A 23,537-nucleotide genomic window follows, 5' to 3' on the forward strand; every position below is an offset into this window, starting at 1 on the left:
TTTGAGCACGCTGATCGTTCTATTGCCGCCGCGTGATCCGGCGGTGCCGTCGCAGGAATGGCAACTGCCGGACCTGCCGTTCGTGCTGCTCGACAAATCGGGCCGCACCCAGCGCGCGGGCCGCTCGGCGCTCGCGCTGCTGCCGCGCGCCTCGTCGACGGTGTTGATGGTCGCCGCCCGCGACCTGCTGATGATGCCCGCCAAGCTGCCGCCGTTGCGCGGTCCGCGGCTGCGCCAGGCATTGCCGAATATCGTCGAGGATCAACTGATCCAGGACCCGCAAACCTGCCACATCGCCGTCGATCCGCAACCGCTCGCAGGCGGCCGGCAGTTGCTCGCGATCATCGACCGCGGCTGGTTCCGCTTCATCTGCGAGGGCTTTGCCGCAGCGGGCCACCGCAGCGTGCGCGCAGTGCCGGTTACGCGCTGTCTGCCGCAAGCCGTCGCGCTCGACACCCCCGCCGAAGTCGCGGAAATGGTCAACGCCGGCGAGCCGGTGCTGGCCGGTACGGCCAGCGTGGCGACATCGCTGCCGGGTGTCGCGCCGGTCGTGGCGCCAGAAGTCGCGTCGGTCACGCCGATGGTGGCGGCCGTGCTCGGCGCCGTCGTTCAGACCGCGCCCGCCTTGCTGCTCGAAGGCGCGGTCGAACGTGCGGTGGACAACGGCGCACCGCGTGTCGAACTGGCTATCGCGCGCGGCGTGCAAGGCGAAGGGCTGGCGGTGCCGGCGAGCGCGGTGAACGCGACGCTCAGCGCGCTCGCCGGCGCGGCGCCAGTCTCGCTGTATATGCTGACGGAAGTGCCCGGCAACGAGCCGAGTCTCGCAGCAACCAGTCCGGCCAGGCTTGCCGCCTATGTGCACGGGGCCAGCCCGCTGCCGTTCGAGCAGCTCGCGCGCCGCGCGCTGGCGTGCCGTTTCGATCTGTGCCAGTTCGAGTTTGCCTCGCAACCGTGGCGGCTCGATCGCGCGACGCTGCGGCGCCTGCGCCTGCCGGTCCTGCTGGCGGTCGGCTCGCTGCTAATCGCGATTATCGGCGCGAACGTGCAGTGGATGATGCTCGCGCGTCAGCGCGACGCGATCAACACGCAGATGACCGAGCTGCTTCTGAACACCTTCCCCAAGACGACGGTCGTGCTCGACGCGCCCGATCAGATGTCGCGCCAGTTGCAGCAGTTGCGGGTGGCGGCGGGTGAGCTGTCGCCGGACGATTTTCTGTCGCTCGCCGATGGCCTTGCGCGTTCGTTGGCGCCAGTGCCGGTCAACGGCATCGCCGCGCTCGACTATCACGACCGGCGGCTCGACGTGACTTTCAAGCCCGAGGTGAAACTCGATGCCGATTTCGCCAAGCGTCTGTCGCGCAACGGTCTGAGCGGTGCGATCGACAGCAACACCGGCAAGTGGACTATCAGGAACGGACAATGAAAGCTGAACTCGCCCAAAGCTGGGCTGGATTCTGGGACCAACGCACCGAGCGCGAAAAAACGCTGCTGGCGTGGGGCGGCGGGGTGCTCGCCGTGGTGATCGCATGGTCGGTGCTGTGGGCGCCCGCGCAGGAAGGCCGCGCTCACTTGCGTGAATCGCTGCCTGCGCTGCAGCGTCAGTTGGCGCAGATGACCGCGCAAGCGAATGAAGCGCGCCAGCTCTCCGCCGCGGCGCAAGGCGTCGCGCCGACCGGCGCGGCACTGAAGGATGCGCTCACCGCCTCGCTCGGCGATCATGGACTGGCCGCGACCCAGGTGCAGGTGGTCGGCAATGCGGTGCAGATCCAGATGAAGAACGTGTCGTTCCCGGCGTGGACGAGCTGGGTCGACGACGCGCGCAAGCAGTTCAAGGTGCAGGTCGCCGAAGCGCACGTGACCGCTCTCAAGGAAGACGGCCAGGTGGATCTGACGGCATCGTTGCAGCCGTCTACCGCCAAATGACCGCGCCGTTACAGGATCTCGCATGACTTACTGGATGCGGCGTCTGCGCGCCGCGCTACCTTGGCTGGCGGTCGCAGTGCTGGCCAGCGCGGCCGTGATGCTGACGCTGTTGCCGGCCGCCTGGATCACGCCGCAGTTCGCCAAGCAAACCCGTGGCCACGTCAATCTCGTCGATCCCGCCGGCTCGCTGTGGCACGGTTCGGCGACGCTCATGCTGGCTGCCGGTTCCGACATGAGCGCCGCGACCCTGCTGCCGGGGCGGATCGAATGGCGCACTGCCTTCTGGCCGCTCTTCACCGGCCACGTGCGCATGACCATGCGGCACAGCGAGGCGATGCCCGACCCCATCACCGTCGACATCACGCCGCGCACCGCCACCGTCACGTCCGGCGCGATGGCTGTGCCGGCTTCGCTGCTGAGTGGGCTCGGCGCGCCGTTCAATACGCTCGATCTGCAAGGCGACGTGCGCCTCGCCTGGTCAGATTGGCGCAGCTTCAATCAGGAAGCGTTCGGCCAATTGACGGTGACGCTGAACGACGTCAGTTCGCGCGTCTCGCTGGTCAAGCCGCTGGGCTCTTACCGGCTGCTGTTCCAGGCGCAAGGCGCCTCGTCCACGCTGGATCTGACGACCCTCAAGGGGCCGCTGATGCTGACCGGCAATGGCACTGTGTCGGCAGCCTCAACATCGTTTCAGGGAACGGCCAGCTCCGCGCCGGAAGCTCGCGACAATCTTGCCGGACTGCTGAATCTGCTGGGACGGCCGAACGGGCCGGATAGCGTCGCCCTGACGTTCGTGCACTGACGCGCCGGGTACAAAAAAAGAGGCAGGGCCGCCTATCGCGGCCCTGCCTCTTTTGCATTTCCTTTGCGCCGCGCGCCTAGTCGCTTCGCGCTGCCGGCGTGGTAGCGCCGCTTTGCGCCACAGGCGTGGCCGACGCTGCCGGCAACGGCGCGGGTGCCGCCACATCGCCCGTTTCGCGGTTCATTTGCGACACATCCCAGCCACCGCCGAGCGCTTTCACGAGCCCCACCGACGACACCATACGCTGCCCGGCGAGGCTCTCCAGCTTCTGCTCCGCCGTGAAGGCGGTGGTCTGCGCGGTCAGCACGTTGACATAGCCGACCGTCCCCGCCTTGTACTCGTTCGTGACGATGGCGAGCGCCTGACGCGCGGAATCCACGGCCTGCCGCTGCACGACGATTTCCTGCTCGAGGATGCGCTGCGAGGCGAGGTTGTCTTCGACGTCCTGGAATGCCGCCAGGATCGTTTGACGATAGGTGGCGACGTCCTGATCGTAGACCGCGCGGGCGGCTTCGGTTTTTGCCTGGCGCAGGCCCGCGTCGAAGATCGTGGCGGCGAGCTGCGGACCAAGCGTCCAGAAGCGCGACGGCAAGGTCAACAACTGCGAGAACGCCGAACTCTGGAAACCGCCGGTAGCCGACAGCGTGAGCGACGGGAAGAACGCGGCGATCTCGACACCGATCTGTTCGTTCGCCGCCGCCGCCGTGCGCTCGGCCGCCGCGATATCCGGACGCCGCTCGAGCAGCGCGGATGGCATCTGCGCGGGCACGGCAGGCGGCGTAGCGGTGAGCGGCATGGGCGGAATCGAGAAGGTCGAGGCCGGCTCGCCGACCAGAACGGCGATCGCGTGCTCGTCTTGTGCGCGCGCCACGCCGTTGTCGATCGCGGCTGCTTGCGCCGACTGTAGCTGCGTTTGCGCCTGAATGACGTCCGAGCGGGCGGCCACGCCTGCCGCGTACTGGTTCTGCGTGAGTTGCAGCGAGCGCTGATAGGCCGCTACGGTGTCGTCGAGCAGCTTCTGGGTGGAGTCGAGCGCGCGCAGGGAGAAATAGGTCTGCGCGAGTGTGGCCTGCGCGGACAGCCGCGCATTCGCCAGATTGGCGGCGGCGCCCTGCTGGCCGGCCTTTTGCGAATTCACCGAGCGCGTGACCGAACCCCACAGGTCCGGTTCCCAGCTTGCGTCGAGTTGTACGTTGTAGCTGTTGTTGATGCCGGAGCGGCTCGAGGTCGTCGCGCCGCCGCTGGACGACGAACCGTAGCCGGAGCGCGTCACGCCCGCCGATGCGCCGACGGTCGGAAAATACGCCGCGCGTGCCTCGCCGACCAGCGCACGTGCCTGCCGGTAGGCGGCGGCATATTGGGCAATGGTCTGATTCGACGTGTTCAGCTTGTCTTCGAGCGCGTTGAGTTGCGGGTCTTCGTAAATGGTCCACCAGTCGCCGCGGTCCTGCCGATCGGCAGGCTGGGCGACCTTCCAGCCGGGTGCGGCTTCTTTGTAGGAAGCGGGGATCTCGGCCGCGGGCCGCTTGTAGTCGGGGCCGACTGCACAACCGGCCAGCGAGGCGGCGAGGCCTGCGGCTACCGCGATAGTCAGGGCTCGGGGCGCAAGCGTCCGCGCGCGCGAGATTCGATCAAACTGCATGCAATGGATTCCTTCAGGACGCCGCGGTGCGGCCAATGGCGGCACTGCCAGCCGGGCGAGATCATGGCTCTGCCGGAATGTTAGCGTATGGGGCCGCACGAGCGCGGCAAACTGAAAGGGTAATGCGAGGGAAGGCGAAGGTGTGTTACTGACGGTATCGGGATGGTTACGTGCTGTTACCGGCCTGGTTGCCTTTGGCGACGCGAAGCGCTGCACGTGGAACCAGCGCCGGCCTTGCGCGTAGAAGAGAATTAAACAGCGACGCTTTAAACCCGCGAATCCGACGACGTCGTCTGCCGGGCCAGCTTGCCCGCCGCAGCCCGGCACGGTGCATCACCTCTCGCCTGGCAGGCGCCAGCAGGACTCACTGAGATGGCCGGAACGCCATTGACCGCTCCGACGACGGCAACGCTCACAGCCGGCAATTCCGCTGGTTTCGCTGCTGCGGCGGCCTGAACCCCCTTCTGTACCCGCCGATGCTCGAACCACGCAAGCACCGCGACGCCTACCGATCCACCGGGCAGCACAAACAGCACAGCGAGCAACGCCAGTTTCCACCAGCGATGCGGCCCTTGAAAGCTGCTCATTGCGGAATCGGTCAGGGAGCGGCTTAGGCCGCCGAGGGTGTTTTTGAGGTACAGCATGGGGGAAATCCTTTACGCACGGCGCCGGTGCGGCGTGCAGACAATCGGTCAGAACATGGTCTCGGGTGGCGCAGGTTGCGCGTAACTCGTTGCCTATCATAATATTGACTATGCAATTAAATTTCAAGATACTTTGCTCGGTCGCAAGAGTGGTGTTGTTTTTTGTGCTGCTCGCGTCGTGCGAAATCCAATTTGACTTGTCTGCTTAGGCAGCTAGAATTCGTTCTGCTTGGCGATGTTCCCGGATACACGATGACTGACGGCCCCTACAAAGCGGATGAGATTCGACTCGAATCGAGTCTTGGCTATTACCTGACGAAAGCGCGAAACGTGCTCGTCGAACGAACCGACCGCGCAGTCAAACCGTTAGGACTGACCGCTCAGCAGATCGGTGTGATTCTGATGTTGTCCGCGCAGCGCGCGAACACGCCGTTTGAGTTGTCGCGTGTCATGTCATACGACAGCGGATCGATGACGCGTTTGCTCGATCGCCTTGAAAAGAAAGGCTTTATCGTGCGCACGCGCAGCGACGCCGACCGCCGGATGGTCAAGCTGGAGCTGACGCCGCAAGGCCATGAAGCCGCGCGGCAATTGCCCAGTCTGGGCGCCGCCGTGCTGAACGAGCAGCTGCGCGGGTTTTCCGCCGCGGAGCATGCCACCCTGCTCGACCTGCTCGGCCGTTTCATTGCGAACGGCATCGGTGAGGGCGCGGGCGGCTGCTGTGGACTGGAATCAACGCAGGAAGCGCTGGAAGACTCACCCGAAGAGCCGTCGGCAAAGCACGGCGAGCGGTAACCAGGAGGCGCTTTTGAACGCGCCGTTGTTTGAAAATGTCTGTCTGGGCAGAGGGTGATCCGGCATGTAAGCACACCGTTAGACGGGTGCGATAAAGCTGCCGCGACAAGCTTTCCCGGTTGAGGAGAATCACACATGGCTGCTACGGCTTCCGCCGATGCCCTACCCGCCGCCGAACCCGCGCCGCTGAAAGGCGGGGCGCTGGCGTTGCTTACCGTCGGCCTCGCGCTGGGCACGTTCATGGAAGTGCTCGATACGTCGATCGCGAACGTCGCCGTGCCGACCATTTCCGGCAGCCTCGGCGTGGCGACCAGTCAGGGCACCTGGGTCATCTCGTCCTATTCCGTCGCATCAGCGATCGCGGTCCCGCTGACCGGCTGGCTCGCGCGGCGTGTCGGCGAGGTGCGGCTGTTCACGCTGTCTGTTCTGCTTTTTACGATCGCCTCGGCACTGTGCGGCTTCGCGCACAATTTCGAGTCGCTGATTGCGTTCCGGCTTCTGCAGGGGCTTGTTTCCGGGCCGATGGTCCCGCTCTCGCAGACGATTCTGATGCGCTCGTATCCACCGGAAAAACGCGGACTCGCGCTTGGGCTCTGGGCGATGACGGTGATCTGCGCGCCGATTTTCGGGCCCGTGATGGGCGGCTATATCACCGACAACTACACGTGGCCGTGGATTTTCTATATCAACGTGCCGATCGGCTTGTTCTCGGCGGTGTGCGCGTTCCTGCTGTTGCGCGGCCGTGAGACCAAGGTCACCAAACAGCGTATCGATGCGGTCGGTCTCGCGTTGCTCGTGATCGGCGTGTCTTGTCTGCAGATGGTGCTCGATCTGGGCAAGGATCGCGACTGGTTCAACTCGACCTTTATCGTCACGCTGGCGATTATCGCGGTGGTGTCGATTGCGTTCCTGCTGGTTTGGGAGATGACGGATAAGGAACCCGTTGTCGATCTTTCGCTATTCAAGGACCGCAACTTCGCGCTCGGGGTAGTGATTATTTCGTTCGGGTTTATGGCGTTCTTCGGGTCTGTGGTGATTTTCCCGCTGTGGCTGCAGACGGTGATGGGATATACCGCCGGGATCGCCGGTCTGGCGACGGCGCCAGTCGGCATTCTTGCGCTGTTTCTGTCGCCGATGATCGGCAAGAATATGCATCGGTTGAATCTGCGTGTGGTGGCGAGTTTTGCGTTCATCGTGTTTGCGCTGGTGTCGTTCTGGAACTCGACTTTTACGCTCGATGTGCCATTCAATCATGTGATCTGGCCGAGGTTGGTGCAGGGTATCGGCGTTGCCTGCTTCTTTGTGCCGATGACTACTATTACGCTGTCCAGCGTGTCGGATGAGCGGCTTGCTAGTGCTTCCGGTTTGTCTAACTTTTTTCGGACACTGTCGGGGGCGATTGGGACGGCTGTTAGTACGACTTACTGGGAAAATGACACGATCTATCATCATGCGATGCTGACCGATTCGGTTAATGTTTATTCGGCTAATACCAATGCTTATACCAATGCGCTCGCCGGGATCGGGCTTTCTGGGGATGGTCTCACCGCTCAGTTGAATCAGGTTGTTACGGCGCAGGCTTATATGATGGCCACTAATGACTTTTTTCGCATTTCTTGTGCGGCGTTTTTGGTGTTGGCTGTGCTTGTTTGGGTTACTAAACCCCGTAAGGGGGTTGGGCCTTCTATGGGGCATTGACTGTTTCTTGTGCTTGTGCGGCGCCTTGGCTGTTTGCTTATGGTGTTGGCCTTTCCTTGCTTTGGTAGTGGTCGATTAGCGTTGCCCCTGTGCGGGGCGGCACCTACTTTTCTTTGCATGCCGCAAAGAAAAGTAGGCAAAAGAAAGCGGCTTTACACCGCCAGCTCATAAGCGAGTCCCCCGCACAGTAGCGGTAGTGGTGCATCTGGAATCTGTCGCCTCGCACATTCCGCCCTGGTGACAAGGCAGTCATACCTCCGGCGGCGCTGCGCGCGCCGATGCCTCGTTCTTGGAACCGCCCGCCGGGTTTTATGCGGCGAGTTCTTTGCGCCTACTCGCTTTTTCTGGGAGCGCTTTCCCCTCTTTACCTCACTGCATTACAGGTTCGCCCGGGATCGATTGGCCCGATGCGTCCGGGTGCATCGCCGTGGGTGCACCTTGCGATGGCTTCTCGCCGCTCTGCGGCGCGCCCGTTGGCGTGCCACTTCGTACGTATTCCTTGAAGTCGGCGCCCGCTTCCCATGGGTTCGGTTTGCAACCTAGCGCTCCGTCGCAATGCGCAGCGAAACCAATCGTCGCCGTGCCGTCCGGATTCGCTGTGCGCGTTATCTGGTACGCGAGCGCACGCTTGCCGCCGTCCGGACCCGCCGTCTGGATCAACGTGTCCGTCGAAGACTCGATCTTGTACTTCGAATGCCCCGCTACCCACGTCTGCGCACGCTGCCACCAAACGTCACACTCAGCCTTCGTCGAACACGTCAACGGCGTGGTCGCGATCTGCATCACGCCCGGATCGACCTGCCCCTGTGTCGAACACCCCGCCGCCGCCAGGCACAGTACGGCCAACAGACCTTTTTTCATCGCGTTAAAGCCTCCCGCTCCGGAACGTGTCATACACGTTGGACCGCATCCCCGACAAGGTGTTTCATGCGCGCTTACGAATAGCCGAGGCGCGGGGAGATTTTGCCGGTATGGCCGGGTATCGAAGGTCGCCTGGCGTAGACGTTACCTGTGCGCAATGGAAAAGCGGCCATCAAACCGCTTGCGGTTCGGCAAATGAAAATGCCGTTCAGTATTCACTGAACGGCATTTGCTCTGAAGGCGTTTTTCCGGGTTCGTCTGATGCGTTGTTTACACGCTGAATCGGTTCAGTGTGAACGCCCGGTAAGCCGCGACAAATGCGTCGAATGAACCGACCTCTTCCCGTTCAAGTTTGGCCTGCTCGGCAAGCGATTGCGCAGCAAGGTCGGTGAATTCTTTGGTCTGCGCGGCATCCAGCGGACGCGAGCGGAAATAAGCGGCGTGCGCTTCGCTTTGCTCAAGGCCAAATTCGAGAAAGCTCTGCTGTTTGTCGCGCATGGTCTGCAACACGCGTGCGGACGGTGTCAGCGACGCATCCGCCAGTTTCGCGCGTTGAACCGCCACGGCACGGGCGTGGGCGTCGCCGCCGTGCAATGCGTCGAGCTTCGCGGCGGCTGCGTCAATCTGGATGAACAGTTCGTTCGCCCAATCCGTCATCGCAATCGGCTTGCCGTCGCGCGTCAGTTCGAGGCCCGGTTTGCGGCCCTCCATCGTCACGCGGCCGAAGTTCTGGTTCGCCTCGGCATAGGCGTCCGGCGGCAGTGGCGCGCTGTCGTCAAGCGCGCAGACCAGCAGGTAAGCATCGAGGAAGCGTGACGTCTCGAGCGAAATGCCGGTCGGCTCGAATGGGTCGATGTCCATGCAGCGCACTTCGACATACTGCACGCCGCGTGCAGCCAACGCATGCAGCGGACGCTCGCCCGGGTACGTGACGCGCTTCGGACGGATCGTCGAGTAGAACTCGTTTTCGATTTGCAACACGTTCGTGTTGATCTGCACCCACTCGCCGTCGCGTTGCGTGCCGATTGCCTCGTACGCGGGGTACGGCTGGCTCACGGCCTTCGCGAGCGCGTCGAGGTAGCCCGGCAGCGTGTCGTAGTCGGCGTGCAGCGCGGCCTGCGCCGTGGTGTTCGAGTAGCCGAGATCGCTCATGCGCAAACTGGTCGCGTATGGGCGATACAGCGTGTCGGCGTCGAAGGTCTCGAGCGTGTGCTTGCGATCGCGCAGGAAGCGGCGATCCAGTGCCGGCGACGCGCCGAACAGGTACATCAGCAGCCAGTTGGTGCGGCGGAAATTGCGGATCAGCGCGAGGTAGCGGTCGGACTGGAAATCGACGGCATTGGCGGTGGATTGCTGGTCCGCATGCCATGCCCGCCACACTTCTTCGTTCAGCGAATAGTTGTAGTGGATGCCCGCAATGCATTGCATCGTGCGGCCGTAACGGAGCGCGAGGCCTATGCGGTACACGTACTTCAGTTTGCCGATATTCGACGTGCCGTAATGCGCGATCGGAATGCCCTCGTCCGTATCGGGCAACAGGCCAGGCATCGAGTTGTTCCACAAGATCTCGTCGCCCAGTTCGGCGTAGACGAAACGATGCAGCGTATCGAGCTTCTCGAGCGTGAGCGCGACGTCGTGCTCGGCCGGCGTAATCAGTTCGAGCAACGCCTCGGAATAGTCGGTGGTCAGCGACGGATGCGTGAGCGCCGAACCAAGCGTGAGCGGATGCGGCGTCAAGGCAAGCCGGCCGTCGTGCGTTACGCGCAGGCTTTCCTTTTCGATGCCGCGCAGGCCGCGTATCAGCGCGTCGCGCTGTGGGCCTGAGCTCAGCACCGAGAGGCGGTGCAACAGCGCGTCGTTCGTGCGGGAAGGTGTCGTGTTTGGCATTGATGCGTGTCGGGCGTTGTCGGCCGCCATGTACCGCTTCACTGCTCACGTGCAGCACTGCGCGGTTGACAACGTTCGGCGGAATTTTCGGGTAGCGGGCACTTTAACATCTCGCCAGAACGGCTGCTTGAGGCCGCTTCGGCAGGGCTTCAGGCGACACCGCCCGGCCTAATTTCAGGACAAATGGCTTGCCCCGCAACCCACTCCCCTCATGCGCCAATGGCCGCACGACGTCAGCCGCCGCGCGCGGCCCCTGCCCGGTCCGCCACCTCGTTCCATAGATGCATCGCCGCATACGCGCGCCACGGCCGCCATGCGTCCGTGCGCGCGCGCTGCTGCGTGGGTCTCACGAGCGATGGGTCGCGGGCGCAGATCGATTGCATCAGCACCAGATCCCATGCGGGCCACGCGTCGGCATCACGCCATGCGCGCATCGCCACATACTCCACCGTCCATGGACCGATGCCAGGCAGTGCGAGCAACGCCGCGCGCAGGCTGTCGGCGTCGGCGGCCTTGCTGTCGAGCGGCACGTCGCCCGTCGCCACGGCGTGCGCGAAGCCCTGCAAGGCTGCTACGCGTTTACCCGGCATGCCGATCTTTTCCAGATCCACTGCGGCGAGCGCGGCGGGTGTCGGAAAGCGCCACGCTGTGTGCTCATGCGGATGACCTTCGATGCGCTCGCCGGCACGCTGCACCAATCGTCCGATGATCGTAGTGGCCGCTTTCACGCTCACCTGCTGGCCGACGATCGCGCGCACCACCAGTTCGAAGCCCGACCACGCGCCCGGCACACGCAAACCTGGCACGGCCTCGATCAACGGTGCGAGCCATGGGTCGGCGGCCAGTTCACGGCCGATTTTCCTGGGATCGGCGTGCAGGTCGAACATTCTCGCGATCGGCGTGGCGAGCGCGTCGGCGTGACGGCTCGCCGGGCCTTCGATGCTCGCGACGAGGCAGCGCTTGCGCGGATGCAGGCGTACGGTCAGCGTGCCGCTGTCGCCGGCCCAATCGATCGCGCGGCGATAGGCGCCGTCTTCGACCGCTTCGACGCCGGGCGTCGCGCGTCCACCGAAAAAGCGCAGCAGACGCGGCCAGTCGAAGGGTGGTTTGAAGGGCAATTCGAGTGTTGCAACGTCGTCAAGCGTGCTCACGCGGCGTGGTCCAGTTTAGTGGTGGCGGTAACGGCCGCAGGTTCGCGGCGCTCAGGTTTGTCCGGCGAAACGTCGCCGGCGTGACGGGCTTCGTTGTCGAGCAGCGCGGCCTTGCGCGGCAGCCCCCAACGATACCCCGCGAGCGCCCCACCCTTTTGCACGACGCGATGACACGGAATCGCCAACGCGACCGGATTCGTCGCACACGCGCTCGCCACCGCGCGCACGGCGCGAGGTGAACCGACGGCTTCTGCGATCTGCGAATAGCTGCGCGTCTCGCCGTAGGGAATGCGGCGTAGTGCGTCCCACACACGCTGCCGGAAGGCGGTGGCGGCGATATCCAGAGGTAGATCGAAGTCCTGTCGCGTGCCGCGCAGATAGGCATCGATCTGCGCGATGAACGGCGCCAGCCGCGTCGCATCTTCAACCAGCTCGGCGTTGGCGAATTCGCCGCGTAAATCGTCGGCGAGTATCGCGGCATCGTCGCCAAACCCGATCTTGCAAATACCTTTGTCGGTGGCAGCGACCAGCACGAAGCCGAGCGAGGTCGGTGCGCTGGCGTAACGCACGGTAAGCCCCGCACCCTTGCGGCGGAACGCGGACGGCGCCATGCCCAATTCCGCCGACGCGCTGTCGTACATGCGCGATGGCGAGCCGAAGCCGGCGTCGAGCGTGGCGCGGGTCACGTCCGAGCCGCTCTGCAGCGCATCGCGCAACGCAGCGCCGCGGTGCGCGGCCTGGTACTGACGCGGCGACACCCCCACCACGCGCTTGAACAGGCGCTGCAAGTGAAATGGGCTGACATGCACGGCGTCGCTCAATTGCGCGAGCGTGAGGCGCTGTTGCGGATCGGCGTCCAGCGCGGCGCACGCGCGATTGACGATCTCCAGCTCGCGCGGCAGGCCGCCGGGCTGGCAGCGCTTGCAATCGCGATAGCCCGCGGCGCGCGCGGTGTCGACGTCGGTGAAGAATGCGACATTTTCGCGGCGTGGCTGGCGCGATGCACATGACGGGCGGCAGAACACGCCCGTCGTTTTGACGGCGTAGAAGAACGCGCCGTCGGCCTGCGGCTCGCGGCGGGTGACGGCGTCCCAACGCTCGGCGTCGGTGGTCCAGTGGGTGTCGCGAATGGCGGTTTCGCTGCCGGTTTCGGTATGGAAAGTACGGTCGGTGCGGTTCATGATGGTCCCGAAAAAGCGCTGTCGATGCTCACCAATGTAGGCCGCATGCCAACACACTACGCTCCGGTTCTTGCTCTGTCATTGCGCTTCCTCGTAGGCTCCGGGCGCCCGCCAGGCGCTCGTTTCGCCCCAAACTGCGACAATTTGGCACGATATCGGGTTTTCCCTTAAAAAGTTATTGCGTCGCACCAACCCCATGTGTATATTAGTACCTGTCTCCTCCATGTCTCCTCCTGATATGGATTCAGCCCGCTCCACATAGAGCGGGCTTTTTTTCGTCTGATGTTTTCTGATCTGACCCTCGCGCACGGCTCATCGCCCATTCTCGCTGCCTCGGCTATCTCCTACACTGGTGGCTGTTCATCCGTTCTGCGTACCGGCCAAGGGGCGTTCGACATGAAAATCCATATTCGCGAGATCGATCACATCGTCATACGGGCATCGAATGTTCCGGAGATGACGCGTTTTTATTGCGAAGTGCTCGGTTGCAGCATCGAGAAGGAGCAGCCCGATCTGGGCCTGACGCAATTACGTGCGGGCCGTTCGCTGATCGATCTGTTAAAGGTTGGCGCGAAGCTCGATCATCCCGAGAATGGGGTGCCGGGCGCGGGGCGGAATATGGACCACGTGTGTTTGCGTGTCGAGCCGTTCGACGCTGAGGCGCTCAAGGTGCATCTGGCCGAACATGGCGCGCGGCCAGGCGAGGCGGCTTTGCGCTACGGCGCGGATGGGTTTGGGCAGTCGCTGTATCTATTCGACCCGGAAGGCAATATGGTCGAACTCAAAGGGCCGCCCGAAGCAGCACGTGCGACGTCTCTATGACGGGCGTAGCGGCCACGTTCCGGCCGGTGCGACCGACGGCTGTCAAACGATTCAGGCGTGCGCAGCCGTAGACGAAGTTAGTGCGGCATGCGCGGTCGGCGGTAGCTAGCGCTTACCCGCGTCATCAGACGTTGGCAGGCGCCTTCAACACCGTCCATTCGATCTTCACCGCATCGGCGTCGGCGCTGCCGAGCCACGCTTCGCCATCCTGCACCGTACATTGCAGACGCATGGTCCGTTCGGCGAGCGAGCCCAACGCGGCGGCAACGTCTTCGCCAAGCGTCCAGACCGTCACATTGCGCATGCGTTCGACCTTGCTGCGCACTCCTTGCCACCAGATGTCCGAGGTGCGGCCGCCATAAGCGATCACGATCACTTCGTTCGAGCGGCCGCTTGCCTTGGCAATGCGCCGTTCGTCCGGCTGCCCGACTTCGATCCAGGTTTCGATCGCGCCCGTCAGGTCTTTTTGCCAGAGGTCCGGTTCGTCGACATCCGACAAACCTTTACAGAATTCGAGCCGTTCCTGCGCGAACAGCGCAAATGCGGCGACGCGCACCATCATCCGTTCGTCGGTTTCGGAGGGATGACGGGCGATCGTCAGCGAATGGTCGGCGTAGTAGTGCCGGTCCATGTTGGCGATCTGGAGTTCTGCTTTGTAAATCGTCGATTTGAGAGCCATGCCGTTGCTAAACCAGGCGCTCGCCCCACCGGAGCCGGAGCGAACAGAAAAAGAATCGTCGACGGCGCGTTGCCGTGTTCGGTGTTTGGTGTACATCGCGTGTTCCTCCCGAGCCGAAAGCCGGCTGCATTTGCGACTATTGCAACGGGAGAAGCATTTATCGCGCCACTGCCGGTTCGAAGCTGCTGCCGTAGACCTCGCCTGCGGCTTCCCGCAAGGCTTCGAGCACGATGGAGGCCGCCGGCGAAAGCAGGTGCGACTGGCGCGTGATGATACCGAATGTATCCATTCTGCACGGTAAATCGAGCGGTATACGCTTGAGAACACCGTACTGTTGGTACTGGCGCGCCACTTCGTCGGGCAAAACCGCCAACATGTCGCTTTGAAGCAATAAGCTCGAAATTGCCAGAAAATTGTTGGTATTGACTACGTTTTGGGGCGGATTCAGTCCAATCTGCGAAAACATCAGATCAAAGCGATGGCGCAACACACTGCCCGGCGGGTGCAAAACCCAGCTCGCGTTGACGATTCCGCGCAGTGTCAAACCTGTTTCATTTTCGAGAGGATGGCCGGGACGCGCCACCACACATAGCGGCTCGTCGGCGAGCGGTTCGTAGCGGATTTCCGCCTTGAGCTGGTTTTGCCGCTCCAATACCCGGCCGATCATGATGTCCAGTTCGCCCTCGGCAAGTCTCGGCAGCATCACGTCCGAGGTTTCCACTTCCGCCCAGATCTGCAACTGGGGATAACGTTCTTTCACGCTCGCGATGGCGCGCGGCACCATCGTCGCGGCGGCCGCGGCGATCACGCCGATCCGCACCTGGCCGGCCAGGCCGGCGCGTAGTGCGGAGATTTCGTCATGCGCGTGGCTGAGATTCGAGAGCACCATGCGCGCGTGACGGATCATCACCTCGCCGTACAGCGTGGCGTGCATGCCGTGCGGCGTACGGTCGAACAGACTTACCTCCAGCATGTCCTCGAGCTCTTTCAGGAGCCGCGACGCGGCGGGCTGGGTCATGCCGAGCACGTCGGCGGCGCGCCGGACGTTGCCCTCCTCTTCCATTGCCGCGAGCAGCAGCAACTGCCGTGTCTTGAGCCGCGCCCGCACGAACCAGTTCGAGTAGCTACGAGTCGTCATGGCCTGTCTCCTTCTGCGGCTTGAGGCCGTCTGTTGGACGATTTGTCGTCGTGAAGCCTCCATGATGCCATATCGAAATTGATATCGAGATAGCCGAAAAAGGGATTGGAAAGTTATTGGGACGGCTCATACCATTCGTGGACTTTGTGAGCGTCCTCACAAGTTTTCCTTAGGTAATGCCTTCCCGTCGATGAATCGCGATCCGCTCATCCCGCTTGTTGCCAGTCCGTTCCGCCATTACATCAATGGCGGCTGGGAGACGGGCGCGACCACGGGCGTGTCGCTCAATCCGTCGGATCTGGACGAGCCGGTCGGTGAGTACGTGCGGGCCGACGCGAGGCAGACCGATACCGCGATCGAAGCAGCCAGCGCGGCGTTCCGCGAATGGTCGCTGGGTTCGGCACAGCGCCGCGCGGACGCGCTCGATGCGATCGGCGGCGAGATGCTGGCGCGCCGTGACGAACTGGGCCGGCTGCTCGCGCGCGAAGTCGGCCAGACGCTGCCGGAAGCGCTGGCCGAAGCCACGCGAGCCGGCCAGATTTTCAGGTTCTTCGCCGCCGAAGCTCTTCGCGTGTCCGCTGAATCAGGGGTATCGGCACGCACCGGTGTCGAAATCGACGTGACGCGTGAACCGCTTGGCGTGGTCGGCATCATCGCGCCGTGGAGCGCGCCGCTGGCGATCGCTGCCGCGAAGATCGGCGCCGCCCTCGCCTATGGCAATTGCGTGGTCTTCAAACCGGCCGAATCCGTGCCGGCTTGCGCGGCGGCGCTGGCATCGATCGTGAGCCGGGCCGGCTTGCCGGCCGGGGTATTCAACCTGGTGATGGGCAGCGGGCGGCAGGTCGGCGCGCGGATCGCCGCGCATCCGCTGGTGGCGGCGATCAGCTTCACCGGTTCGGCGGAAACCGGCACGCGTGTCCTACAGGTTGCAGCGGCGAGACAGGCGCGCGTGCAACTGGAAATGGGCGGCAAGAATCCGTTCGTGGTGCTCGCCGATGCCGATCTCGACGGCGCTGTCGACGCAGCACTCAGCGGCGCCTACGGCTGCGCCGGCCAACGCAGCACAGCCGCGTCGCGGCTGATCGTCGAACGCGCGGTGTTCGAGCCGTTCGTCGACGCGTTGCAGACGAGGCTCGCAAAACTCAGCGTCGATCACGCACTGAAGCACGGCACGGATATTGGTCCCCTCGCCAACGCCGCGCAGTTGGAGCGCAATCTCGACTACGTGCGCATCGGTCAGCAGGAAGGCGCGGAATTGCTATGCGGCGGCCGTCAACTCGAACGCGCTGAACGCACGACCCGGGGTTACTTTTTCGAACCGGCGCTATTCGTCGGCGAACCGGAACACCGCATCGCGCGAGAAGAGCTTTTCGGCCCGCTTGCCGTGGTGCTGAACGCCGACGATTACGACCACGCCCTGCATCTCGCGAACGACACCGCCTACGGGTTATGCGCCGGCGTCTGCACGCGCTCGCTGAGCCGCGCGCGGCATTTCCGCCGTCACGTGCAGTGCGGCCTCGTCACGATCAATCTGCCGACCACCGTCGTTGAGCATCACGCGCCTGGTGGGGGTCGCAAGGCGTCGGCCTACGGCGCAACCGATGCAGCGTTCTGGACGGCCGTGAAAACGGCCTACGTTGCGAGTTGATGGCCATGAGAGCAACTCGGACCACGGGTCAATCCATCTCTCGATGCACGACTTGCCGCACGGCGGCCACGGCCACGCATTGCGCGCTTCACCCGAACCCTTATCCACGTTCCGGCTGACGCCGCCGTGCACCCTCGCTGCAAATAAACGAAATCAATGCAGCTTTTCAACCTCAGGAGACAGGTATGACCAGCAAGCTTCGCCGTTTGACGCTATCCGCGATCGCCGCCGCGGCCCTCGCCGCACCCTTTGCCGCACAATTCTCCGCGCACGCCGATCAACCGCTCAAAGTCGGCTTCCTCGTGAAGATGCCGGAGCAGGCCTGGTTCATCAATGAACAGAAGGCTGCCACCGCGCTTGGTCAGAAGGACGGCTTCTCGGTGGTCAACATCGGCACGCCGGACGGCGAGAAGGTGCTCGCTGCGATCGACAATCTCGGCGCACAAGGCGCCAAAGGTTTCGTGATCTGCGCGCCCGACGTGCGGCTCGGACCGGCGATTCAGGCGCGTGCGAAGCGCTACAACATGAAGTTCGTCACCGTCGACGATCAACTGGTCGACTCCACCGGCAAGCCGCTGCCGAACGTGCCGCACCTGGGCATGTCGGCGTTCAAGATCGGCAATCAGGTCGGCACGGCGATCTCCGAAGAGATGAAGCGCCGCGGCTGGAAGCCGGAAGAAGTCGGCGCGCTGCGCATCACGAACTACGAACTGCCGACCGCCAAACTGCGCACCGACGGCGCGACGGAAACGTTGTTGGCCGGCGGCTTCAAGAAGGAAAACATCTTCGACGCGCCGCAGAAGACCACCGACGACGAAGGCGGTTTCAACGCATCGTCGCCGGTGCTCGCGCAGCATCCGAACATCAAGAAGTGGGTGATCTTCGCGCTCAATGAGGAAAGCGTGCTGGGCGGCGTTCGTGCGACCGAACAACTGCACATTCCGGCGGCCGATGTGATCGGCGTCGGCATCAACGGTGCGGGCGAAGCATTCGCCGAGTTCCAGAAGAAGGAACCGACGGGCTTCTACGGCACGATCGCCGTGAGCTCGACGATGCACGGCAGGGAGAGCACGGAAAACCTCGTCGAATGGATCAAGGACGGCAAGCAGCCGCCGGCCGATACGCAAACCACCGGCAAGCTGATGGTGCGCAGCAACTGGCAGGACGTGCGTAAAGAACTCGGTATTTAACCGGTAGTCGAGTTTGCGCGAAGCGGGCTTCTTTCACGTCGACGCTAACACTGACGCGACAGCGGCCCGCATAGCTGGTCCACCCCGCTAGAGGCTTTTTGATGACGGTTTCTCATATTGGCGAAACGGCGCTGCCCGCAGAGGCGCACTCACCTGCGCTTACGTCGGCTGACCCGTATCTGCGGCTCGACGGCATCACCGTGCGCTTTCCCGGCGTGCTCGCGCTCGACCAGGTGTCGCTCGACGTACGGCGCGGCGAAGTACACGGCTTGATGGGCGAAAACGGCGCCGGCAAATCGACGCTGCTCAAAGTGCTGTCCGGCGTGAATCAGCCGGTGGCGGGCACGTTGTCGCTCGATGGCGTCGAGCAGCAGTTCATCACCACGAAAGCGGCTATCGCGGCGGGCGTTGCGATCATCTACCAGGAACTGCATCTGGTGCCGGAGTTGACGGTGGCGGAAAACCTGATGCTCGGTGCGCTGCCCAACCGCTTCGGCGTGCTTGATGAAAAAGCGCTGCTTGCACGCGCAGTGCGCGAACTGGAAAGACTCGGCGAAAAGATCGACCCTGCGCAGCAGGTGAAAAATCTCTCGATCGGTCAGCGCCAGATGATCGAGATCGGTAAAGCGCTGATGCGCGATGCGCGCGTGATCGCGTTCGACGAACCGACGAGTTCGTTATCGTCGCGCGAAACCACGCAGCTGTTCCGGATTATTCGCGCATTGAAGGCTGAGGGCCGCGCGATTATCTACGTCACGCATCGGATGGACGAAGTCTACGAACTGTGCGATCGCGTGACGGTGTTTCGCGATGGCCGCCGCATCGATACGTTCGAAGCCGGCGAAGGGCTCGATCGCGATCGCCTGATCAGTTGCATGGTGGGCCGCTCGATCGCCGACGTATACGGCTATCGCTCACGCGAACTCGGCGGTGTGCAACTCGAGGTCAGGGAATTGATGGGGCGTGGCCTGCGCGAACCGGCTTCGTTTAGCGCACGCAAAGGCGAAATCCTCGGCTTCTTCGGGCTGGTCGGAGCGGGACGTTCCGAGTTGATGAAGCTTATCTACGGGGCCGTGAAACCGGAGGCCGGCGAGATTGCGCTCAAAGGCCGGCGCGTGCGCTTCGCCACGCCGCGCGATGCGGTGCGTGCGGGTGTCGCGCTGTGTCCGGAAGATCGCAAGCAGGAAGGCATCGTTTCGATTGCCTCGGTATCGGACAACCTCAACATCAGTTGCCGCCGCCATTTCAGCCGCTTCAACGTGCTCAACGGCCGCAAGGAAGCGCAGACCGCGAAAGAGTTCATCGGCAAGCTCTCGATCAAAACGCGTAACGGCGAAACACCGATCGGCACCCTGTCCGGCGGCAATCAGCAGAAGGTGATTCTGTCGCGTTGGCTCGCCGAAGAGATCGACGTATTCCTGATGGATGAACCCACGCGCGGCATCGACGTCGGCGCGCGCAGCGAAATCTATGGACTTTTGTACGGACTCGCTGAAGCCGGCCGCACGGTCATCGTTGTGTCGAGCGATCTGGCCGAGGTGATCGGCGTGGCGGATCGCGTGATCGTGATGAAGGAAGGCTGCATCGTCGGCAACCTGCCGAAAGCGCAGGCCACGCCTGATGCGCTGATCAAGCTTGCGCTGCCTCGTTAGGAACGCCACACGTATCGGGCAACGGATGGCAACCCAAGGCAACCGAACCGGATTGCGCCATTGAAAACGGAATAGACACTATGCACACACCCTCAACCGACTCCCCTACTCCAGCCGTCGCTTCGTCGGCCTTGAGCGCGCGCGCCGCACGCACCTGGGACCTGCTCAACAAGTCCGGCATCGTGATGGTGTTCGTCATCCTGTTCGCGGTGTTGTCGTTCACCGTGCCGGACTTTTTAAGCTCGCGAAACATCCAGGGGCTGCTGCTTTCCGTCACGCTGATCGGTTCGATCTCCGTGACGATGATGTTCGTGCTCGCGCTCGGCGAAGTGGATCTGTCGGTGGCGTCGATCGTTGCGTTTGCCGGCGTGGTGGCGTCCACCTTGATCACCGCGACCCATAGCGTGACGCTCGGTATCGCCGCCGGTGTGCTCGCGGGGGGCGCGGTCGGATTGGTCAACGGCGTGCTGGTCGCGCGCTACAGGATCAACTCGCTGATCGTCACGCTCGCGATGATGGAGGTCGTGCGCGGCCTCGCCTACATCACGTCGAACGGCGACGCGGTGATGATCTCGGAGGAGCGCTTCTTCGACCTCGGCGGCGGCGCGTTCCTCGGCATTTCTTATCCGATCTGGAGCAACATCGTCGGCTTCGTGCTGTTCGGTTTTCTGCTGAAGAAAACCGTGTTCGGCAAGAACGTGCTGGCCGTCGGCGGCAATAGCGAGGCGGCCCTGCTCGCGGGCTTGCCGGTCACCCGAATCAAGATCACAGTATTCGTATTGCAGGGCCTCGTAACGGGTTTTGCAGGCGTGATGCTGGCATCGCGCATGAGTCTCGGCGACCCGAAAACGTCGGTCGGTCTCGAACTTGGCGTGATCTCCGCGTGCGTGCTCGGTGGCGTTTCGCTAACGGGCGGCGTCGCGACGATTTCCGGTGTGCTGGTCGGCGTGCTGATCATGGGCTCCGTGCAGGACGCCATGAGCCTGATGAATGTGCCGACCTTCTATCAATACCTGATTCGCGGCGGGATTCTGCTGCTCGCGGTGCTGTTCGATCAGTACCGCCGTAGCAAGCGCGTGCACTGACGCGCGCCCCGCCCTACATGCTTGCCAACAGGAGATTTCATGGCTGATTCCAACCAGACTAAAAAGCCGCTGCGCAGCCAGGCGTGGTTTGGCCTCAAGGACCGCGACGGCTTTTTGCATCGTTCGTGGATGAAAAATCAGGGGATCCCACACGACGAATTCGACGGACGCCCGGTGATCGGCATCTGCAATACGTGGTCCGAACTGACGCCGTGCAACGCGCATTTTCGCGAGCTCGCCGAGTACGTGAAAAAAGGCGTGCACGAAGCCGGCGGTTTGCCGCTCGAGTTTCCGGTGATGTCGCTTGGCGAAACCAATTTGCGGCCTACCGCGATGCTGTTTCGCAATCTCGCTTCAATGGATGTCGAGGAGTCGATTCGCGGCAATCCGATGGACGGCGTGATTCTGCTGGTCGGCTGCGACAAGACCACGCCGGCTCTGTTGATGGGTGCGGCGTCGTGCAATCTGCCGGCGCTCGCCGTATCGGGCGGCCCGATGCTCAACGGACGGTTCCGCGGCAAGAACATCGGCTCCGGAACGGGCGTCTGGCAGATGTCCGAGGAAGTGCGCGCCGGTACGATGACGCAGGAAGAATTCACCGAAGCCGAGTCGTGCATGAACCGCTCGCGCGGCCACTGCATGACGATGGGCACGGCGTCGACGATGGCCTCGATGGTCGAGTCGCTCGGCATGGGCTTGCCGCACAACGCGGCGATTCCCGCGGTCGATGCGCGCCGGCAGGTGCTCGCGCATCTGGCGGGCCGGCGCATCGTCGATATGGTTCGCGAGGATCTGACGATGGACAAGATTCTCACGCGCCAGGCGTTCGAAAACGCGATCCGCACCAATGCGGCGATCGGCGGCTCGACCAACGCGGTGGTGCATCTGATCGCGCTGGCCAAGCGCATTGGCGTCGAGTTGTCGCTGGAGGATTGGGAGCTGGGCTCGGACGTGCCGTGCCTGGTGAATCTGCAACCGTCGGGCGAATACCTGATGGAAGACTTTTACTACGCGGGCGGTTTGCCGGCCGTGCTCAAGCAACTCGGCGAGCAAGGCCTGCTGCACCGCGAAGCGCTGACGGTGAACGGCAAGACGATCTGGGACAACGTGCGCAGCGCGGCGAACTACGACGAGAAGGTCATCACGACCTTCGCCGAGCCGTTCAAGCCGAAGGCCGGCATTGCGGTGCTCAAGGGCAACCTCGCGCCGAACGGCGCGGTAATCAAGCCCTCGGCCGCGACGCCGCATCTGCTGAAATATCGTGGCCGCGCGGTGGTGTTCGAGAACATCGAGGAATTGCACGCGAAGATCGACGACGATTCGCTCGACATCGACGAGCATTGCGTGATGGTGCTCAAGGGGGCGGGGCCAAAGGGTTATCCGGGGTTCGCGGAAGTCGGCAACATGCCGCTGCCGAAGAAGGTGCTGCAAAAAGGCATCACGGACATGGTGCGCATTTCCGACGGCCGCATGAGCGGCACTGCATATGGCTCGGTGGTGCTGCACGTGTCGCCTGAAGCGGCCGCGGGCGGTCCGCTCGCGTTCGTGCAAACCGGTGACATGATCGAACTCGACGTGCAGGCCCGCCGGCTTCATCTGGACATTACCGACGAAGAACTCGCGCGCCGCCGCGCCGCGTGGCAGCCGCCCGCGCCGCCCACGCGCGGCTACTACAAGCTCTATGTCGAACACGTGCTGCAAGCGGATCAGGGGGCGGATCTCGACTTTCTGGTCGGGTCGAGCGGCGCGCCGGTGCCGCGCGATTCGCATTGAGCGCCGTTTGAACGGCTGAGCGTTTCTCCCTGCGCTTTGCGAGAAGGCGTATTACCGATGCGGATCGAAAGCCCGCATCGGTTTTTTTTCGGCGTCACATAAAAGCAAAGCGCAAAGAGCGCAAAGGCGAGCGGCAATAAAAAACAGCCGGGCATCACGCCCAGCCGTTTTTTAACTCGCAGGTTCACCCCCTCCGGTTTTTAAAGCCGGAGGGTTGGCGTTAATTGAAACCCCTTCAAGCTTTGGGGTTTCGACGCAGCGTTGGCGTTTAGCTTATTGTTTAATGAATCGATCGTTTGCCCAGAGGCCCTGGGTATCGCTATTGGCGGCATTGACGAATTCGACATCATGGCCGACTACGCGAACCACCCGGAAATTCGAGTTTTCTGGCGTGGAAACACACTGATACCCGGAGAAGAATTCCTGCATCTTTTGTTGTTCACCGGCTTGCGCGTGGACATCGGCGGCGTCGAGCTTATCCTTCGACAGACAGCCGTACGCGTTGGCCTTGAACTGGATGGTTTGTTGTGGCTTGACCATTACGTCTTGCGCCTGAACAGAAGCGGCAGCCAATCCCGCAATGGCGAAAACAAGGGCGATTCGCGTTTTCATATTTTCCTCCGGTGCGGGTTGAATACTCAGGTTAGCTATGTATTTAACTTTAACGTCGAACCCGCACCTTGCACTTTAGGAGAACGCGAGAGAACGACAAGCACATCTTGTGTGCGGTCGCAACAGCGGCGAATTGTCGCACCACCTGTCGCACCTGCTTAAACCTTGGGCAGGCACTTAAATCGGTCGGATTGAAACGGATAACTAAAAGACGGGTGGGGCGCAGCGCTTTAGCCAGTAAAGCTTTGCGGTACGTATTGGCGTAAACGAGAGGCGCCAATTAAGTGAATTAATACAATTAGAGGGCGCACTTGGTGCATTGCACACAAAGTCATTCACCCGACTAATCAAAAA

20 protein-coding genes are annotated in these 23,537 nt (G+C 62.8%); 11 read left to right on the forward strand and 9 right to left on the reverse strand.

What is annotated here, in order from left to right:
• The first annotated feature begins 1 nt into the window (after nucleotide 1).
• From gspL to AC57B6_RS16045, 3 genes are read left to right on the forward strand one after another with little or no spacing between them, the layout of a single operon-like run.
• A complete protein-coding gene (gene gspL, locus AC57B6_RS16035; protein ID WP_496421691.1) occupies nucleotides 2-1,423 on the forward strand; it encodes a type II secretion system protein GspL in 1,422 nt (473 codons plus the stop codon).
• The gene (locus AC57B6_RS16040; RefSeq protein WP_183798958.1) at nucleotides 1,420-1,923 is read left to right on the forward strand and encodes a type II secretion system protein M; all 504 of its coding nucleotides are present in this window, start codon (nucleotides 1,420-1,422) and stop codon (nucleotides 1,921-1,923) included. The genes gspL and AC57B6_RS16040 overlap by 4 nt, the downstream gene beginning before the upstream one ends.
• A 22-nt stretch (nucleotides 1,924-1,945) precedes the next feature.
• Nucleotides 1,946-2,725, forward strand: coding sequence for a type II secretion system protein N (locus AC57B6_RS16045; protein ID WP_183798955.1), 780 nt, complete (start codon nucleotides 1,946-1,948; stop codon nucleotides 2,723-2,725).
• Nucleotides 2,726-2,801: 76 nt separating this feature from the next.
• Here the strand turns inward: AC57B6_RS16045 and AC57B6_RS16050 are convergent, their stop codons facing one another.
• Complete coding sequence (locus tag AC57B6_RS16050; protein ID WP_496421692.1) at nucleotides 2,802-4,367, reverse strand: efflux transporter outer membrane subunit; 1,566 nt, start codon at nucleotides 4,365-4,367, stop codon at nucleotides 2,802-2,804.
• Nucleotides 4,368-4,633: 266 nt separating this feature from the next.
• Nucleotides 4,634-5,011 (reverse strand): hypothetical protein, encoded by a 378-nt coding sequence (locus AC57B6_RS16055; protein WP_046567280.1) that lies wholly within the window; start codon nucleotides 5,009-5,011, stop codon nucleotides 4,634-4,636.
• A gap of 252 nt (nucleotides 5,012-5,263) precedes the next feature.
• Here AC57B6_RS16055 and AC57B6_RS16060 point away from each other — a divergent pair, with 252 nt between their 5' ends.
• On the forward strand, nucleotides 5,264-5,806 hold the full coding sequence (locus tag AC57B6_RS16060) for a MarR family winged helix-turn-helix transcriptional regulator (RefSeq protein ID WP_028197631.1): 543 nt from the start codon (nucleotides 5,264-5,266) through the stop codon (nucleotides 5,804-5,806).
• Between the two features lie 135 nt (nucleotides 5,807-5,941).
• The gene (locus AC57B6_RS16065; RefSeq protein WP_028197632.1) at nucleotides 5,942-7,504 is read left to right on the forward strand and encodes a DHA2 family efflux MFS transporter permease subunit; all 1,563 of its coding nucleotides are present in this window, start codon (nucleotides 5,942-5,944) and stop codon (nucleotides 7,502-7,504) included.
• Nucleotides 7,505-7,873: 369 nt separating this feature from the next.
• On the opposite strand, the gene AC57B6_RS16070 is transcribed toward AC57B6_RS16065, so the two are convergent.
• From AC57B6_RS16070 to ada, 4 genes are all read right to left on the reverse strand, one after another.
• Nucleotides 7,874-8,365, reverse strand: a complete 492-nt coding sequence (locus AC57B6_RS16070) for a hypothetical protein (protein WP_106356043.1) — start codon at nucleotides 8,363-8,365, stop codon at nucleotides 7,874-7,876.
• Between the two features lie 270 nt (nucleotides 8,366-8,635).
• Entirely contained in the window at nucleotides 8,636-10,252 is a 1,617-nt protein-coding gene (gene gshA, locus AC57B6_RS16075) for a glutamate--cysteine ligase (protein WP_046567268.1), read from the reverse strand.
• A gap of 233 nt (nucleotides 10,253-10,485) precedes the next feature.
• On the reverse strand, nucleotides 10,486-11,403 hold the full coding sequence (locus tag AC57B6_RS16080; protein ID WP_028197635.1) for a DNA-3-methyladenine glycosylase family protein: 918 nt from the start codon (nucleotides 11,401-11,403) through the stop codon (nucleotides 10,486-10,488).
• A complete protein-coding gene (ada, locus tag AC57B6_RS16085) occupies nucleotides 11,400-12,584 on the reverse strand; it encodes a bifunctional DNA-binding transcriptional regulator/O6-methylguanine-DNA methyltransferase Ada (RefSeq protein WP_253958704.1) in 1,185 nt (394 codons plus the stop codon). Before ada ends, AC57B6_RS16080 begins: the two co-directional genes overlap by 4 nt.
• Nucleotides 12,585-12,980: 396 nt before the next feature.
• On the opposite strand from ada, the gene AC57B6_RS16090 reads away from it, so the two are divergent.
• Entirely contained in the window at nucleotides 12,981-13,406 is a 426-nt protein-coding gene (locus AC57B6_RS16090; protein ID WP_046570064.1) for a VOC family protein, read from the forward strand.
• A 124-nt stretch (nucleotides 13,407-13,530) separates the two neighbouring features.
• On the opposite strand, the gene AC57B6_RS16095 is transcribed toward AC57B6_RS16090, so the two are convergent.
• Together AC57B6_RS16095 and AC57B6_RS16100 are read right to left on the reverse strand one after the other, a co-directional pair.
• Complete coding sequence (locus AC57B6_RS16095; protein WP_030102440.1) at nucleotides 13,531-14,085, reverse strand: YaeQ family protein; 555 nt, start codon at nucleotides 14,083-14,085, stop codon at nucleotides 13,531-13,533.
• 157 nt (nucleotides 14,086-14,242) lie between these two features.
• Nucleotides 14,243-15,223 carry a LysR family transcriptional regulator gene (locus AC57B6_RS16100; protein WP_028197639.1) on the reverse strand — a complete coding sequence of 327 codons (981 nt, stop codon included), beginning with the start codon at nucleotides 15,221-15,223 and terminating at the stop codon, nucleotides 14,243-14,245.
• A gap of 190 nt (nucleotides 15,224-15,413) precedes the next feature.
• On the opposite strand from AC57B6_RS16100, the gene AC57B6_RS16105 reads away from it, so the two are divergent.
• The 5 genes from AC57B6_RS16105 (at nucleotide 15,414) to AC57B6_RS16125 (ending at nucleotide 22,571) form a co-directional block, all read left to right on the forward strand.
• Nucleotides 15,414-16,871 carry an aldehyde dehydrogenase family protein gene (locus AC57B6_RS16105; protein WP_496421693.1) on the forward strand — a complete coding sequence of 486 codons (1,458 nt, stop codon included), beginning with the start codon at nucleotides 15,414-15,416 and terminating at the stop codon, nucleotides 16,869-16,871.
• A 185-nt stretch (nucleotides 16,872-17,056) separates the two neighbouring features.
• Complete coding sequence (locus AC57B6_RS16110; RefSeq protein WP_030102442.1) at nucleotides 17,057-18,061, forward strand: arabinose ABC transporter substrate-binding protein; 1,005 nt, start codon at nucleotides 17,057-17,059, stop codon at nucleotides 18,059-18,061.
• A gap of 101 nt (nucleotides 18,062-18,162) precedes the next feature.
• Nucleotides 18,163-19,713: an L-arabinose ABC transporter ATP-binding protein AraG gene (gene araG, locus AC57B6_RS16115; protein ID WP_496421694.1), complete on the forward strand. Its 1,551-nt coding sequence runs from the start codon at nucleotides 18,163-18,165 to the stop codon at nucleotides 19,711-19,713.
• Between the two features lie 80 nt (nucleotides 19,714-19,793).
• Complete coding sequence (gene araH / locus AC57B6_RS16120) at nucleotides 19,794-20,798, forward strand: L-arabinose ABC transporter permease AraH (protein ID WP_030102444.1); 1,005 nt, start codon at nucleotides 19,794-19,796, stop codon at nucleotides 20,796-20,798.
• Between the two features lie 39 nt (nucleotides 20,799-20,837).
• Entirely contained in the window at nucleotides 20,838-22,571 is a 1,734-nt protein-coding gene (locus AC57B6_RS16125) for an IlvD/Edd family dehydratase (RefSeq protein ID WP_496421695.1), read from the forward strand.
• Nucleotides 22,572-22,844: 273 nt separating this feature from the next.
• Here the strand turns inward: AC57B6_RS16125 and sap1 are convergent, their stop codons facing one another.
• The gene (gene sap1, locus AC57B6_RS16130; protein WP_028197645.1) at nucleotides 22,845-23,183 is read right to left on the reverse strand and encodes a surface attachment protein Sap1; all 339 of its coding nucleotides are present in this window, start codon (nucleotides 23,181-23,183) and stop codon (nucleotides 22,845-22,847) included.
• Between the last annotated feature and the right edge of the window lie 354 nt (nucleotides 23,184-23,537).

Source organism: Paraburkholderia sp. BGA-UO-ETr-F12, from assembly GCF_059567945.1.